Consider the following 16,103-nt stretch of genomic DNA (forward strand, 5'->3'; position numbering starts at 1 on the left):
GACCAACTGCCTGTCAGTTCGGCCCCAACTGCAGCTTCGATCTCCGATCTCAGACCTTCCAATGCATGATCCTGCGCCGCGGCGGCAAGTCGCTCAAGCAACCGTGCCCCTGGCAAGACATACGAACGATCGTACAACCACCGACGCGCTTGACGTATCAAATCGGGCCTCGAGATCTGTGTCTCGGCTTGGCGTCGCAAGAAGGCCGTCAGCATTCGCAGCACACCGTCTTCCGCAGACCGCCAGCCGATCGCTTCGGCAGCCAAGCGTTGATGCGCGAACAGCGTCATCCGGCGTCGATAGATTGCACGCAACGTTGCGATCTGTGGCGCTGGAATGCCGGCATGATTGGCAACGAACTCGAGGATTCCGGGCGGAATTCTTTCGAACGCGGCTAACGGACGTCCGGTCATACGCAGGAATCCGATGTGCAGGAGCAGCCCTAAGCTGGTCAAAGGCCGCCGACGCGAAGAGACATATGGGAGCATATGCTCGGCCGGCTGGAAAAAGTACTCGATCTGCGCATGGGTCAGTGAAGTGGGCAACGCGTCAACGCCCAGATATTGCTCTCGCCAGCTTTCCATCGGCAGCTCTCCTTTGCCGACAGACAAGGCTATGGGAATTCTTGCGGAGAGTCTTTGAAAACCTGAATGCCACACAACCCATTGATATTACGCGGAGCGGCAATGCGGCGTGTCGGCAACATGCTGATTTATCACAACTATTCTTACCGCTACTTTTGGCGAAAACGGTACGGGAACCCCATCTTGCAGGTACAATGCCGGTTCCCGGCGCTACCGTGATGGGACAGGAGAAATTTACCAAGGTCACCTACAAGGCATCGCTGGATCATAAGATCAATGACGATGTCATGATCTACGCCTCGCAAAGCCGCGGATACAAGTCTGGCCTGTACAACACCCTTCCATTCCTGCCTACTGCCGCAAAGCCTGAGGTCCTCGACGCTAGCGAAGTGGGCTTCAAATCGGAGCTCTTGGAAAAGCGGCTTCGGCTCAACGGTGCGATATTCTACTATGATTTCAAGAATGCACAGTTTCAACAGTTTGACGGTCCTACTGTCACCATCATCAATGCGCCCTCAGCTCGGATTTATGGCGCTGAGCTGGAAGGCCAGGCGGCTGTTACCGATGGCTTGGTCCTGCGGTTCAGCGGCGGCTACCTGAACTCGAAATATAGGGATTTCCCAAACGCGCAGACGCCGGTCATCAATACCAATAACAATCCCGCAACCGGTCCTGTGGGCGGGTATCAATATGGATACCAACCATTTGATGCTTCGGGCAATGACATGGTGCGAGTTCCCAAATGGACATTCAGCCTGGGTGCGAACTATAATCTGGAAACAGAACATGGGACTTTCAATTTTGATGCCAGCTGGGCATTTAATGACGGTTTTGCATGGGACGCTGACAATGAGCTTCGTCAGCCATCCTATTCGATAGTCGACGCTCAAATGAAGTACACTTTCCCCGGGGAAGGCCAGCGCTTCGCGATCCGTTTGTGGGCCAAGAACCTGACGAAGGAAAAATATTATGTCGCTCAGATTCAGAGCGATGGCCCGCGCGGCAGTTCGGCTATGCCGGGCGCCCCCCGCTCCTACGGCTTTGATTGGCTGCTTAAGCTCTAAAACATCCACCGCAAGAGTAAGAGCCAGTTTTGCGCTGGATATGGCGAACACGCTTGAATGGAGGGACTGATTCAACCATGGTCCGCAGCTGGAGTCCATCGGCGAAATTTCGTCTGCCGAAGCAGACAATCAACATTATACTGCTTTCGATAACATCGATATAGCAGAGAAACTCTCCACTCGGCGGCTCCAGCAGCATCACAACTCTATCGCCTCAGCAGATGCTTCCAGATGACGTCATGCTGCAATCATGGTGCCGCTAATTTTACGGCTCTTGCAAAAGCTTGTGAGTCGAAGTGAGCGTGTTCAGTGCTTACCTTACCATTGACGAAAGTATCGATCAGAACCACCGGCCACGAGATATCGACACCCCCCTCCGGCGCGCCATCACCAATATATCGCGCCTTAACCGATAATTCACCTACAGCCGAGGTACTGTTAGCTATTATATTCACATATTCGACTTGAACGGTGCCGGGCACGAACTGCGCGTTATACATTTCTAGATATTCACGAAAATCTTTCTTTCCACGGACAGGGCGATCGATAAACGGAATGTCTATATATTCCATCTCTTCATTGTAGAGCGTCAAGAGCTCATCCAGATCATTTCGCGCCCAAGCATCAACCTGCTTCCTGAGCAAGGCCTCGTTGTCACGCGAAAGCCGAGTTTCGACCGGATCCTGCATGGTCATTGTCCGGCAACGCGCTGCAGCAAAGGCGCGTGCTCAGTCAGGAAAGCGTCAAGAGTGCGGGGCTCGCGTCCTGTTATAAGCGCAACTTGATCGGCGACCGAAGCGGTATCTCCCTTCATTATGCTGCGTCCGATATTTGAGAAATACTCAATGAAACCTTCGGATGCACCTGATTTCCGAAGCCGCTCTTCTGCCGCCTGGGTCGTCTCCTCGACAGGCTGGATGACCGTCCCGGTCACAGCCGCTATGCGATCCGTGAGTTGCGCGAGGGTGAATGCATCAGGGCCGGTAAGCGTGAGCGCTTGCTTGTCATAATCCGCACCAAGCAGAACCTCGACGGCCACGGCAGCTATATCCCTCGCGTCGATCCAGGCCGTTGCGGCGCCCCCGGTCGTCATCACGATGACCCCGTCTCGACGGATCAGATCTCCAAAAAAGCGCTCATCGACGAGGTCTTGCATGAACCAGTTTGGACGCAATATGGTGTAGGTTAAACCGCTCTGTTCGACCACTCTCTCAACTTTTAATTCATCGGCATCGTCCGTGCGTGTTTCCGCCGCTATTTCCGAGAGAAGTACGATCTTGATGACGCCGAAACTCTTAGCCAACTCGACGAAATCGAAGATGATTTGCGTTACCTCGGGCGACTCTGGTTTGACGAGATAGACGGCATCAGTGCCGTCCAGTGCAGCATCCCAAGTCGATCGGTTCTCCCAATCGAACAATATTGGCACGACGTTGCCCTGCGTGACCAATGAAGGGTTTCTTGATGCGGCCTTGACCGACGCTCCGCGCTCCGCGAGGCGTTCGACCACATAACGCCCGGTCGTTCCTGTCGCTTTGGTAACCAAAACATCGCGCATTCCCAACTCCTGTTTTAGGTTATTATGCAAAGCGGCCGTATAAATCTTTTATGATAGTCCCAAAGTTATATCTAAACCTTGAGAAATTCATACCAACGTCAGCGAAATGGAGTTTGATTATACTAAATAAATGACTTCTTTCTCGCTGATTGTTCGTCAGCGAGAAAGAAGTACAAAAAAGTCAAACTGGCATCTTTTGAAGATCAGAAGCGGAAAGTGACATCCGCACTGTAGGTACGCGGTGTACCACGGATCAGGTAATCCAATCCTACAAACCGCAGGCCCAAACCGTAGGTAAAATACTTCTCGTTGAAGATGTTCTTTACGCCTGCACCCACCGCAAAACGCTTGGCGTTATATGCAATGCGACCGTTGGCTACCCAGTAGCCTGGTTGAGACAGCGTTCGGGTCTGAGCGATGTCATAATAGACACGCGAAGTATATGCACCGTCGAGACTGAGGTCGACGGTAGCGTCGTTGATTTCGGCGAGCACGAAATCGCCGCTGAGGTTGAGGCTGAACTTTGCGGCATTGGATATCTGATTTCCTGAGACGTCGATGCCGCTCGTACCCGTAACTGTCGCATTGTTCCGGTATTTTGGATCCAACACGCCGACGCCGACGCCAAGCGTCACCCGATCCATCGGCCGCGCGGTGATATCAGCTTCGAACCCGCGAACGCGCGCGGCGCTGATCGAACGGAGCGGAAATAGCCCGCCCGCCTCGGTCACGACAACTTGCTGATTTGCGTAATCGGTCTGGAACACAGTACCGTTGATGGTCAGCGCACGGTCGAGAAGCGTGGACTTAAACCCGGCCTCATAAGTCCGCGCAGTTTCAGGCGGCGCGAACGTGATTTCGGAGGGATCGCTGAAGGCCTGCGCGTTCACGGCGCCGCTGCGATACCCTTCGCGCATTGAAGCGTAAAGCAGGATATTTTGCGTAGGCTTCCAATTTACGCCAACTTCGAAACTCGTATTGTTGAAGGTGCGGCGATCAGAATAATTGCTGATCGATTGAATGGCTACGGGATCTACATTGTCACCCAGGAATGCGTTGAAATTAGAGACAGCGACCTTATCCCGGCTGAAACGGACACCCCCATATGCGGAAAGCGTGTCGGTTACCTCATAGTCAGCACGAAAATAAGCGGCATAGCTGTTGCGCTTCTGGTTGAAGCTGTTCGACTGGATAAAGCCGGTTCCAGTGGGCGTGAAGCCGAAGCTACATACGGCACCGCAACCCGGATCCGTCAGGAGTGAATAGTTGAAGCCTGCATTTACCGAGTCATAAGTATAGAGGAGGCCGGCCTGGACGTTTAGGGGGCCATCAAAGGAGGTGGCCAGCCGCAGGTCCTGGACGAACTGCTTCATGTTCTTGCCGAAGGTGACGATCGGATCATCCGCCTCGATGACGAGACCGTCATCATCTCCGGTATCAACCCACCTGCCCCAGTCATAGGTCGTCACGGAGGTGAGCTTCAGGTTGTCGGATGCTTCCCAATTCATGATCAGGTTGAGCCCGTCGCTGCGGATATCACGCTCGGGCGCGCGATTGACGGCAGTTTCGAAGAAACCCAGACCATCGCGGTTAGACCCCGGAAGGTTGGACAGATTGTTACCGGGAAAGATGATTTGGGGATCGTTGAAGTTGATGTTGCCCGCAAACGGCGCGTAATTGCGGCCGCCGCTTCTCATGTGGTTGAAACGGAGCGTCGCCTCGAATGTGTCCGAAGGTTCAAACTGAAGCGCGCCGCGGAAGGCAAAAACATCCGTCTGGTCGAGGTCGCCAAGGCCAGGCGTAACATTCTTGAGAACACCTGTATCGTGCACATAGAGCGCTGCAACGCGCATCGACAGCACATTGTCGATCAAGGGGACCTGCAAAGCCCCTTGCAGTCGAACACGATTGAAGTTGCCGTAGCTGCCCGTCACATATCCTTCGGTGGAAAAGCCCGGTTTTTTCGTGACGATATTGACAGCACCGCCGGTCGCATTCTTGCCGTAGAGCGTGCCCTGCGGGCCGCGCAACACCTCGACGCGCTCGACATCGAAAAGAGGCATGGTTTCGAATGTCGACAGGCCGCGGATGCCTTCGTCGATGTAGATCGCGATCGGCTTGCTCTGGTTAGCGGAATAGTCGGTCGAGGAAATGCCGCGGATGACGAAGTTGGGCGGGCCACCTTCACCGAATGGATAGTTGACCTGCGAATTAGGAGACAGCTGAATGAGATCGGAGATCTGCACCGCCTGACGCTTCTCAAGCGCCTCCCCGCCAAAGGCAGCAATGGCGACTGGAACGTCTTGAAGGCGCTGTTCGCGCCGCATCGCCGTAACAACGATATCGCCATTGCCCCTTGCGGAAGCGGCGCTCGGTTCAGGCTGGACCTGATCCTGTGCATAAGCAGTAGCAGAGACTACCAGCGGCAGCGAAGCAAGCGAAATCGCCAGTGCGGTATGAGCAGAACCGCGGGTGATGCGAGCAATCATATACTTCTCCCTTTCATTATACGTCCTCTGCATAGCGAGAGTGCATTTCGCCGAAGGCACTTCCCGTTCGCGTCGACCAAGGCGCCCCCTCAGCACCTGCGAACCGCCACTGCTTCTCCTCGCGCCGAACGGAATTCTGCTTAAGCGGAGTCGACCGAGCAACATGCAGTAATTACGTTGTCGCATAATTAATGGCATTGTCAACGCCCATTAGAGCTGGGCAGGGCACTCGCCTCGCAGCAAATGGATCAGCCGACCCTTTCCCGACGATTATCTTTTTATATTCAAATAGATAGCGTATGTTCCAAGGTTATAATGAAACACTCACAACACCAATTTCATAGCTCTTCCGAAAATAAACAGCCGAATAAATTAGTGGCCATGGGAGCAAATTTCGGCGGCGGCGAAGCGCAACCGCTCATCTTATCCTCGACAATGAAAAATTCGACTAAATCGGGCTCGGGTATGCGTTGCGCAGGCGCCACCAGCTTCACAAGGGGACAAGCAATAACGGCCGAAGATTGCGAAACAGGCGTTTCCCAGGCCGACCTTCCGGACAAGACCACGAACAATACGAGATAAGACTCGTCGCGCACAACACAATCATTGCCGCCCCCATTGCCGACAGTTGCGAGTGGACCGGTATTGTAGGCGATATTATTAAACCAAATTCAGGATATCTGCAACTCCTCGCCATGCAGGGGGCAAGCATCGCCCCATTTTTTCGCGTGTTTGCCGAGCATCGCGGTCGGTAGCAATTTTGTGTTCGACGACGCTGAACGATCAATTTTCGACTTTGTCGAAGCGCCCGCCAAAAAAGTGGCAATGCTACAAAGATGGATGATCACTCTTCCAATGATCGCTTCTCAATGGATATTTTCATCCTTCACCAAAGTCGGTGAGAAGAATCCATTTTCGAACGCGACCTTACTATTACTTGGAAGCTGGTGCAGCTCCTATTCGGGCCGCGGCTTTGCCAAACTTCAACTCACGGGCGGAAAGCTTTCCGTCGCGCGTTGCATCAAGGGTCGACGGCGGGAAAGCAGCCAGTTCCCGGAAAGTGATGAAGCCGTTCCGGTTACGGTCCAGCTTTTGGAAGTTGGCTTTCGGCAGACTCTGCATTCGCCATTCCGCCAACGATATTCGCCTGTCCTGATCTGCGTCCACCTTGGCTAAAAGCTTCCGGGCCGCGATAGGGGACGAAGATGGGGGACCGTTGGCAAACGCAGTTGGGGCCGAAATCGCAAGGAGAAGCGCGCCGACGAGGAATGAACAGGGCTTTAAAGCTCGAATGATCATGCGCCTGACCTCCTGTCGCTAGACATATCATCAACGTGCGACAAGGCAGATGGAGCCCTCAATTTCACAAGAAAATTCCGGCGGGCGAGGCGCGCGGACAACCGACCCAAAGCACTCCTACGGCGTTGCGGTGCGGATCTCCTGAATGGTGTAGGCCCTGCTTGGGTCAGGCGGGCTGCACCAATTCAGCGTATGGATAATTATATTGACGCCCCGGCTTCCGCGTGCTCAAAAGGATTGCCAATTTACCGCGGTCGGCAGTGTATGCCAGATGGGCAGTATAATGATGAGGATTGAGCTGAAGATTAATGGGTCGACCATGTCCGCCGAGGTCGACGATGATACGCCACTACTCTGGGTGCTCCGTGACACGTTGAAGCTCAAAGGTACGAAATATGGCTGTGGCATCGGCCAGTGCGGCGCCTGCACGGTCATAGTGGACGGCCAGACCGCCCGATCTTGCTCTTTGGCTGCGACGGCCGCGGTCGGGCTCGAAGTAACCACGATTGAGGGGCTTTCGGCCAATGGCGACCAGTTTGTACAGAAAGCTTGGCAGGATATTCGTGTTCCACAGTGCGGATATTGCCAGTCCGGCATGATAATGGCAGCCACCGCACTTCTCGGAAAGAAACTTTTCCCTACGGACGAAGACATCGATCGCGAGATCACGAACATCTGCCGGTGCGGGACCTATGATCGCATACGCGCCGCGATCCACGCGGCCGCGAACGGGCGCACGTGAAGAAGCCATGAATACTGACCGCCGTTCCTTGCTGAAGTCGATCGCCGCCGTTTCGGCAGGTGTGGTTTTCCCCGTCACTATGACTGGCTGCCGGGTCGCCGATCCTAAGCCTTCCGATTCGGTCGAGCTATTCTCTTGGGTTGTAATGATGCCCGACAACACGGTTCGCATCCGCATTCCACAGAGCGACATTGGACAGGGTGTGGTCACAACCCTCTCGCAGGTTCTTGCGGAAGAGCTCGATCTGAAATGGTCATCGATCCGGCCCGAATTCTTCGATCCATTGACGAACCTCAAGCGCAACAATGTGTATGTATATACATGCACGGAGAGCAGTTGGTCAGCTGACCGTCTCTTCAATCCCATGAGAATGGCAGGCGCTCAGATCAGACAAATGCTTTTGACCGCTGCCGCCAGGCGCTCGGGCTTCGACGTAGCGGATTTGAGAACCGAGGAGAGCAGCATCATATTGCCCGGCGGGGGACGGCAAAGCTACGCGGAGGTCGCGTCCGCCGCCTCCCACATTGCGCCGCCGCACCCCTCGCGGGTCAAACTTAAGGACCCTGCTGACTACCGGCTGATCGGAAAGCCGATCAAGCGCCTCGATCTGGTTCCCAAGACGACCGGGAAGCTGGAATATGGCATCGATGTCGATTTGCCGGGCATGTTGTATGCGGTCGTGCAACAATCCCCTGTCTATGGCGGCAAGCTTGTCTCGTTCGACGAACAAGCGATTGCCAAGATGCCGGGCGTTGTCGGGGTCGTCCGGATCGCGGCAGGACCTTGCGGCCTCAACGGTCCGCTTGCCGACGGCGGAGAAGATTACGGGATGGACGATGCCGTTGCCGTCGTCGCGGACAGCTTCTGGAGGGCAAGGAAGGCGCTTCTGGCGCTTCCGATCGAGTGGGATGATGGGGAATTTGCTCACACCAGCAGTGAGTCCATCATGGCGGACCTGGTCAGCCGGGCTGGGCGGCCGCAGCCGGTAGTCCGGGAAGCCGGAGATTTCGCCGGGTCGATCGGCCGTGCTCACCGCGTTATCGAGGCGGATTATTCCTACCCCTTCATGGACGCGATGCCGCTTGAGCCGATCAACTGCACCGCATGGCTGAATTCGGACGGACTCCAGGTTTGGGCGTCCACGCAGTTCGCCCAGGAAGCGCATCGACTCGCCGCAGTTACCGCCGGGCTGCCGCCTGAACGGGTACAGTTCAATCTGCCATATGTCGGGGGGGGCTTCGGACGGCGTTGCCAGAACGAATATGTATCGCAGGCGGTCCAGATCGCGAAGGCCATTCCTGGCAAGCCCATCAAGATGATATGGACCCGCGAAGAGATGATGGCGCGCGGTTATCCGCCACCGATTACCATCTCACGCTTCAAGGCGGGGCTTGATGAGAAGGGGAATGTGATCGCGTGGTTCAATCGCGTGATTAGCGGCACTGCGCCCGATCAAAGCTATGGACCGGCTCGCCTACCGCACTATGTGCCGAACCTTAGGATCGAGTATGCTCGCGTCAAGACGCCTCAGCCGTTCGGCTGGATGCGCGGCGTGGCGTTCACACAGCATGTCTGGATGAACCAGGGATTTCAGGACGAACTGGCGGTCGCCGCTGGACGTGATCCGGTCGACCTTTACATGGACCTGCTGGACGAGGGTTCGGTGCCCACTGACCTGAAAGGCCGCGACGTCGCCATTCGACGCATCCGGCACATGCGCGCCGTGTTGAAGCGGGTCTGCCAAATCGCCGATTGGGAAACGCCTCTCTCACAGGGCCGCGGCAAAGGCGTTTCGGTCAGCGACTTCAGCTATTGGGATACCTACCACACTGGCACTGCCTCATCGGTTGTGGAGGTTACGCTTGACGGCAAAGGCGGGCTTAGAGTCGATCACGTATATGTGGTGATGAACTGCGGCCGCATCCTCAATCCCGAAGTAGTCCGCGGCCAAGTCGAAGGAAGCATCTTCTGGGCAATCACTACGGCGCTTTACGGCAAAATCACGCTCAAGGACGGTCGTGTGGTCCAGCGCAATTTCCAGGATCACAACGTCGCTCGGCTTGCCACTGCCTGTAGAAACATCGTAGTCGAACTTGTCGAGAGCGACGATCATCCTGCCGGCGTTGGAGAGGACGCCGTCCCTATTGTGATGACTGCGATGCTGAACGCAATTTATGATGCTGGTGGGCCGAGGATTCGCTCGCTTCCGCTCAGCGATCATGTGTTGTCATTTAGAAAACAGGATGGCTCAGACGCGTTGCCTGGCAAACCATCAGGCAACCTTTAGATCCGATCGGCCATCAATAGCGCCGGTTCGGGGCAGCCTCCTCACCGCCAGGGCAGCAACGCCCGCTTTTGCTTGTCCAAAAGCGCGCCATGCAGTGATGGCATTATCCCTATTCAACCGTCGATGGCCGCGAATAGTCGGTTACGATGCTTCTTCCGATCAAACCGCCGCGGGGGCGCATCGCGAACGTCGCACGGATGCAGATCACGCCCTCGCGGCGACTACGCTCCGATTTATGTCAGTGCAGAGATACTGATCAACATCTAGAGCATTTTCGAAGGAGATAGCATCATCTGTTGGCTGGGAAAATGCGGAAAACAAAAAACAAATACAGCTTGATCCGATCCAGTCTGATCGGATCAGGCTCTAGCTTGAGCCAGCCCACACGAAACATTCGCATCCAACCATCGAATCATCAGATCGGCGATTTCGTCGCTGTTGGACTCGGCCATTAGCATATGACCATTTCCAGTTATGCCATGTTCTTCCAAGACGATGTGTTCAAACACTGGAGCCCGTGCTCGTACGTACTCCGCTGCGCGCCTATTGGCATCTCTCATCCATGTGGCTTCACCTGTCACAATGGCGACCGGCTTCGCGAACGGGTCGTGAAATCCTTGATATGCCTCCGGTGCGAGACCGTTATTGAAGATTCCAAGCGGATGCACCATGCCCGAGTACCCCAGAGGTTCCGCCGCCAGTACGGCCGCGACCCGCAGCCCGCCAACGGCACTCAGAGCCCATCCGCATGGTCCCCCCATCGAGTGGCTCACTACGACGGTCGGGCCGGTCAGATCGAGCAGTTGTTCGGCGATAGCCTCAACGTGACGCTGGCTCGCACCTAGCGAAGTGGCCATCGGTCCTTGGCTCGCCATGAACCGGTCACCCGCCAACGGATCGGAGGGCCAGCGGCTATGCTTGGAGGCGCCTTGCCATAAGTCGTGCTTCCCCGGCTCCACGAACCGGGGGTATAGCGTTCCGTACTCTGCCGCGGGCGTTGCCGGGCCAAGCACGTTTTCGTTCCAGGCTGACCTTCCATGCCCCGGCCGATCGAGGACATATGTTGCATAGCCCGCCTGCAGGAACCGATGCACCCATCCGCGCCTCCCGTCCGGTGTCCTCACGAAGTCAGCGCCCTGTCCACCGCCGCCATGGACGAAGAGGATAGAAACCGGACGGGGATTTACAGGAATGAACCACTGGACATAGGCGTTGATGCCGGGCCACACCGCGTCCCCGGCATCAACAGGCGGCGATGTCAGGAAGACACCGCCAAAGTCTGCCATTTCAAAGGTGCGCATGTTGCTCAGAAATGCGTTTCCATCTGCGTCGTGAAGCTCATTTCCCGCTCAACTAGCCGCGGATCTGCGGCCACGGCGCGGAGGAAAGCGATGCGGTCCTCCTTCTCCTGTCCTTCCTTCAGGTGATAGAGGTTGCGCAGATTGAACGACGCGCGGGGCGACGTAACCTCGGCAAACACCCGACGACGATCGCGCTCGTAAAATTCGAGTATTTCCTCCCCTGCCCCGTCGTGGATGACCCTGTTCAAAGCGCCGATCAGGGCGAAAGCATCGAACATGCCGCCAGTCAGGCCAAGCCCGCCTGTGGGGTTGGTGATATGGCCAGCGTCACCGACAAGCAGGATCCGCCCCACACGCATCCGATCGGCTATGCGCTGGTGCATGCGGTAGGGCGAGTAGGCGAGCACCTCATAGGGCAGGTCGGGCAGGTGATCAGCGAACATCGTGTGGATGCGCTCTTCCAGCCCCTCGAAAGGTAGCTCTGGGTCTTCGACAAAGGTTACCCGCCAGACGTCGGGCTGCTCGATCTTGCAGATAATGGAGCCGTGCTTCTGATCGAGCTGCATGACGGACTCAGGATAGTTCAGCGCCGACAGGTTGATTCTCGTGTTCGTCGCCACATAGCGCTCGGGCCAGGTTGTCCCCAGAAACTGGAGCCCCAGTACATTCTGGCGTACCGTGCTGTTCGCGCCATCCGCCCCTATGAGATAGTCGCCTTCCAGCACTGCCGATCCATTGGGTCCCTCGACCTCCGCGATCACGCCGGCCGCAGTCTGGCAGCATCCGGTCAGCTTCGTTCGCAGCAATATCTCCACATTCGGCTGCGCCGAGACATGCCGTGCAATGATCTTGGACAACAACCCTTGGTGCAGATGAAGCGCATTCCCCCCCATCCCCTCAGGCGTCCATTTCCACTCAATAAGTTCGCCCGTGCTGTGGATACGCCAGCCGAAGGTCTGGCGCAGGAAACCCTCCGCTTCACAGTCCTGCAACAGTCCAAGCCGGTCGAGGTGGGGCAGAACCGGATAGTGATAGACCAGCGCACGCGGCTTATCGTTGAACTGCTCCTCTGCCTCGATAATCGTGACACGCGTGCCTTCCTTCGCGAGGCCGAAAGCGGTTAGCAGGCCAATGGGCCCGGCTCCAACGACGATTACATGTTGAGCCATTGCGGTTCCCTCCAGTTGTTTTCTGGTGCGCATGCACCTGCGTTATTCAAAGCTTTTCGATCCAATCGGTCACGTCCGCGGCGTCGGTGACGTCGCCATATTTCTGATCGATGTCATAAAGGCTGGCTTCATGTGGCGCGTTCGCGCGATCAGCACAGCAGTCGCGCGGCACCAGAACGTTGAAGCCGGACTGCACTGCATCCACGACGGTCGCCCGGACACAACCGGACGTAGTCGCGCCCGTTACCACTACGGTATCGACACCCGCCCCGGTGAGCATGGCCGCCAGGTTCGTGCCATGGAATGCTGATGCGCCATGCTTCACCACGATCGGATCGCCATCGGAGATCCCGGTCGCCGCATCGATCTCAACGAGCCTGCTCCCCGCGAGAAGCGCTCTCATTCCGGTGGCCTTACGCAGCCAGGCCAACGTCTCGACCTCCCAGGGCTGGTAGGCGATAGTCGTGTAGATAACGGGAAAACCACGGCTTCGGGCCAGATCGGTGATGGCACGGGTTCGCGCGATTTGCGCATGCATATCCGCCGCCGTCGGGTAAACAGTGTCGGTGAAGCCATAGGTAAAATCGACCACCACGACCGCCGGTCGAGTGCCGCGGGGCACGCTGCCTCCGAACCCCGCCTTTTCATAGACTTCATCCTGCGACATCGAACACCTTACCCCCTTCGCAAGCCGTCAGGTCCTTCGCTACGACTGCTCCGTCCAGCAACACCGGTTCTCCATCCAAAAACAGCGAGCAACCGCGCAGCGGTATATCGAGATGGCAGTCCGTGTCGTTCATGCCGCCAAGCTCGTTATTTGGACCGGTTGAGAACAGCACGTTGCCAAGAAAGCTACGCACCTCCATGCCCATTCCGCCGGGGAATTCGCCGGGCGTCATCCGGTGCCACTTGGCGTCAGGATTCATTCCCCAGCCGATGTGGCTCAGCGCAAAGCCGCGCGGATCATTAAAGTCCGCCATGTACGACTTGACCAGATCAGCTTCCAAGCCGCCCCGGATCGAGGTGACGACGCCCTTCTCGATCGTGTATGTTATAGGCTCGCGCACATAAATGTTCTGCGGCAGCAATATGTCGCCCGGCGCGATGACGATCTGCCCGTCCACGCCGTCGTCGTCGCCGCCTGTAAAGACGAAGCCGGATGGCCAGTGATCCCATCGGCCCGGCGTGTCGGTGCAGGCATATTCGGTGACAGTGGGATAGGTGCCAAGCTTATACGTGACGTCCGTCCCATAAGGCGACGTGATGTGCATCGATTTCGCGCGACCCAGCAACTCGCCTGCGACCTCCACTTTCTCACGCAACTCCCTGGAAGGCAGCATCCGCGCGAGCAACTCCGGCGGCTCCACAACCGTAAGGACGCGAGCACCCGCGGCCTGGATCGCCATCTGCTCGGGCGAGAACAGCAGGAAGATGCAGTCGATCACCATATCGGCATTCTTCAATGCCTCCACGGCTTCAGGCATCCGCGAAAGCGGCGTCTGCCCTACCGCCCAATTGCCCATCGGTGCAGGCGCCGGCAGCCGCATGTGGTAGATATTCGCCTTGAGCGCCCGGCCCGCAGCGAGAAACGCGTCGGCATAATCTAGTCGCTCGTCACCCTGAGTCAGCACGACCAGCCGCTCGTCGGCGCGAACACCGGACATTTTCAGCTGGTGGAGGCATATCTCCGCGAAACTAGCGCGATCCATTTGCGGTGGCCTCCTTGATGTCGGCTTGAAAACCTGCGACCGCGCCGAGGAAACCGTCCAGATCATCCCACGGTATCATGTGCCCTGCGCCTTCGACGGTCACGACCTCGATGCCGGGCGCCAGTGTCCGAATTTCTTCAATATCTGCCGTTTCGATGACCGGCGAGCCACCGGCCACGACGAGCCGTATCGGCAGGTCAAGGTGCGGCAAGTCGGCATGAACGTCATCCGTATGAAAGCCTTTATAGGCCGCGTCGATCGCGCGCAGTTCGCACGTGTGGAGCCATTCAGCACGCAGCGCGCGCTGATCCTGAGTCCAGGTTGGGCAGAATGCCTTCATTTCTTCCGCCGAGCAGCCGCGCTGCGCCAGCAAGATCGAATCCTCATACCATGGCCATGCCGAGGGATAGGGGCGACGGCCCGGCCCGCTTACGGGCGGATCGGCCAAGATCAGCCCGGCAAAAATCCCGGGCGCTTTCCGGGCGGCGCGGATCGCGGTGCGGGCGCCCATGGAATGACCAAGAATCACCGGACGATCGAGATCAAGAACACCCGTCAGCGCGACGACATCATCCGCCATTGCATCCAGGGAATAATCAAGGTCGCCAGCTTGACTTAATCCGCGGCCCCGAACGTCGAGCACATGAACCTCGTACGTCTCGGCCAGGCGAGCGGCAACGAAATCCCACGTGACCGCTGGCGACGTGATGCCAGGCACGAGAAGCATCTGACGCCACCCAGGCGCGCCATGGCGCACAAGATGGTGCCGGATGCCGTTCGCATGAACGTTGTATCCGAAAGGACTGCCGTCCATTGTTAGAATGCCCCTGATAAAAGCGTCCCGCCACCGGGCACGCGCGTGTCGAGGTCAAGGGCTCGCAACATCGCCCAGGTTGTGGAGATGGCCGCCGTCAACACCGGCTTGCCGACCTGCGCCTCAACGATCGAGACGGCGGGCAGCGACGGCATCTGCACGCATGCAGACAAAATTACAGCATCGACCTCGGCCAAATGCTCCATCGACGCGACGATGCCCGGAAGCCGGGCGGGGTCGTGAGCGGCGACTGCCAAATTATCCGAAATCTCAAGAGCGCGCCATTCGACGACATCGATGCCTTCGGCACGAATATAGTCGACAACAAGCTCGGTTAGCGGCTTCATATATGGCGCCACAATCGCCACTCGCTTCGCGCCAATCGCCTTGATCCCATCCACGAGCGCGCCAGCTGACGATACGACGGGGGCCGGATGGCCATTATCGATTGTTGCCTGATGCAGGCGGGCCTGGGACTCACGATGGTAACCCTTGCCCATCGACATGATAGCCACCAGACATGCATAACCCATCACGTCGACGGCCGCGTCAGATAACTCGATGGCGCACGTGTCGCTGGCGCCGTCCATTTTGGACAGCTCTTCTTTGGTCACGTGCTTCATGCGCATGCGGGCCGAATGGAAGGTAAAGCGCTCGGGCGAGATCGTCTCGCGGGCACGGAGGAGCGCCGGTATTTCAGTCTCCATCGTAACATTCGAACTCGGCACGATCTGCCCTATACGGTAGGCCCTCAATTGCCCTCTCCTTTGCTGCTGTGGCAACATTAATTCGTCTGTTGGATAAATACAAGGTCGAATATCCATGGGGTCCAGCTTGGCTTATGCATATCGGAGCCGGTCCTAATTTAGTCAGGTGTCAAACACATGACCGATTGGACGCTGCGCCTGCGACAGCGGCCGCTGCCTATGCGCATTCTCACTTGATTTCTTTTTCTGTATAATTGATTGTGGAAATATCGGGAAGTTACCTTGCGCGCAGCATATCTGGCCGATGTGCGATTGCAGGCTGCCCGTGGGTCCTGTCTGTTTGGTTGCGAACCGCCGACCGGATTCAGTTTATAACGAGA

General features: G+C 56.9%; 15 protein-coding genes. 3 read left to right on the forward strand and 12 right to left on the reverse strand.

Annotation, left to right across the window (positions count from 1 at the left end):
* On the reverse strand, positions 1-584 hold a 584-nt coding region (locus tag YP76_RS23785; protein ID WP_046765887.1), incomplete at its 3' end, for a DUF4158 domain-containing protein.
* Positions 585-778: 194 nt separating this feature from the next.
* On the opposite strand from YP76_RS23785, the gene YP76_RS23790 reads away from it, so the two are divergent.
* Positions 779-1,648, forward strand: coding sequence for a TonB-dependent receptor (locus YP76_RS23790; protein WP_046765888.1), 870 nt, complete (start codon positions 779-781; stop codon positions 1,646-1,648).
* Between the two features lie 248 nt (positions 1,649-1,896).
* Here the strand turns inward: YP76_RS23790 and YP76_RS23795 are convergent, their stop codons facing one another.
* The 5 genes from YP76_RS23795 to YP76_RS29330 all read right to left on the reverse strand — a co-directional run bounded on the left by YP76_RS23795 (position 1,897) and on the right by YP76_RS29330 (position 6,994).
* Complete coding sequence (locus YP76_RS23795) at positions 1,897-2,343, reverse strand: nuclear transport factor 2 family protein (RefSeq protein WP_084733330.1); 447 nt, start codon at positions 2,341-2,343, stop codon at positions 1,897-1,899.
* The gene (locus YP76_RS23800; RefSeq protein WP_046765890.1) at positions 2,340-3,206 is read right to left on the reverse strand and encodes an NAD(P)H-binding protein; all 867 of its coding nucleotides are present in this window, start codon (positions 3,204-3,206) and stop codon (positions 2,340-2,342) included. The genes YP76_RS23795 and YP76_RS23800 overlap by 4 nt, the downstream gene beginning before the upstream one ends.
* A gap of 203 nt (positions 3,207-3,409) precedes the next feature.
* Complete coding sequence (locus YP76_RS23805; protein ID WP_046765891.1) at positions 3,410-5,695, reverse strand: TonB-dependent receptor; 2,286 nt, start codon at positions 5,693-5,695, stop codon at positions 3,410-3,412.
* A 671-nt stretch (positions 5,696-6,366) separates the two neighbouring features.
* Complete coding sequence (locus tag YP76_RS29325; protein ID WP_157035866.1) at positions 6,367-6,543, reverse strand: hypothetical protein; 177 nt, start codon at positions 6,541-6,543, stop codon at positions 6,367-6,369.
* Between the two features lie 85 nt (positions 6,544-6,628).
* The gene (locus tag YP76_RS29330; protein ID WP_046765892.1) at positions 6,629-6,994 is read right to left on the reverse strand and encodes an EF-hand domain-containing protein; all 366 of its coding nucleotides are present in this window, start codon (positions 6,992-6,994) and stop codon (positions 6,629-6,631) included.
* Between the two features lie 283 nt (positions 6,995-7,277).
* Here YP76_RS29330 and YP76_RS23815 point away from each other — a divergent pair, with 283 nt between their 5' ends.
* Both YP76_RS23815 and YP76_RS23820 read left to right on the forward strand, forming a co-directional pair.
* Positions 7,278-7,736 (forward strand): nicotine dehydrogenase subunit S, encoded by a 459-nt coding sequence (locus tag YP76_RS23815; protein ID WP_046765937.1) that lies wholly within the window; start codon positions 7,278-7,280, stop codon positions 7,734-7,736.
* 40 nt (positions 7,737-7,776) lie between these two features.
* A complete protein-coding gene (locus YP76_RS23820) occupies positions 7,777-10,023 on the forward strand; it encodes a nicotine dehydrogenase subunit L (protein WP_157035870.1) in 2,247 nt (748 codons plus the stop codon).
* Positions 10,024-10,382: 359 nt separating this feature from the next.
* Here the strand turns inward: YP76_RS23820 and YP76_RS23825 are convergent, their stop codons facing one another.
* The 6 genes from YP76_RS23825 to ndpH are packed head-to-tail and all read right to left on the reverse strand — an operon-like array spanning position 10,383 to position 15,771.
* Positions 10,383-11,324, reverse strand: a complete 942-nt coding sequence (locus tag YP76_RS23825; RefSeq protein ID WP_046765894.1) for an alpha/beta fold hydrolase — start codon at positions 11,322-11,324, stop codon at positions 10,383-10,385.
* A gap of 5 nt (positions 11,325-11,329) precedes the next feature.
* A complete protein-coding gene (gene ndpD, locus YP76_RS23830; protein ID WP_157035867.1) occupies positions 11,330-12,493 on the reverse strand; it encodes a 6-hydroxy-3-succinoylpyridine 3-monooxygenase NdpD in 1,164 nt (387 codons plus the stop codon).
* Between the two features lie 46 nt (positions 12,494-12,539).
* On the reverse strand, positions 12,540-13,160 hold the full coding sequence (gene ndpG / locus YP76_RS23835; protein WP_046765896.1) for a maleamate amidohydrolase: 621 nt from the start codon (positions 13,158-13,160) through the stop codon (positions 12,540-12,542).
* Positions 13,147-14,202, reverse strand: coding sequence for a 2,5-dihydroxypyridine 5,6-dioxygenase (gene ndpE / locus YP76_RS23840; RefSeq protein WP_046765897.1), 1,056 nt, complete (start codon positions 14,200-14,202; stop codon positions 13,147-13,149). The genes ndpG and ndpE overlap by 14 nt, the downstream gene beginning before the upstream one ends.
* Positions 14,189-15,016: an N-formylmaleamate deformylase gene (gene ndpF, locus YP76_RS23845; protein ID WP_046765898.1), complete on the reverse strand. Its 828-nt coding sequence runs from the start codon at positions 15,014-15,016 to the stop codon at positions 14,189-14,191. The genes ndpE and ndpF overlap by 14 nt, the downstream gene beginning before the upstream one ends.
* A gap of 2 nt (positions 15,017-15,018) precedes the next feature.
* Complete coding sequence (gene ndpH, locus YP76_RS23850; protein WP_037514121.1) at positions 15,019-15,771, reverse strand: maleate isomerase; 753 nt, start codon at positions 15,769-15,771, stop codon at positions 15,019-15,021.
* Between the last annotated feature and the right edge of the window lie 332 nt (positions 15,772-16,103).

The sequence above is a fragment of the Sphingobium chungbukense genome, assembly GCF_001005725.1.
In the GTDB taxonomy this organism is placed as follows: Bacteria; Pseudomonadota; Alphaproteobacteria; order Sphingomonadales; family Sphingomonadaceae; genus Sphingobium; species Sphingobium chungbukense.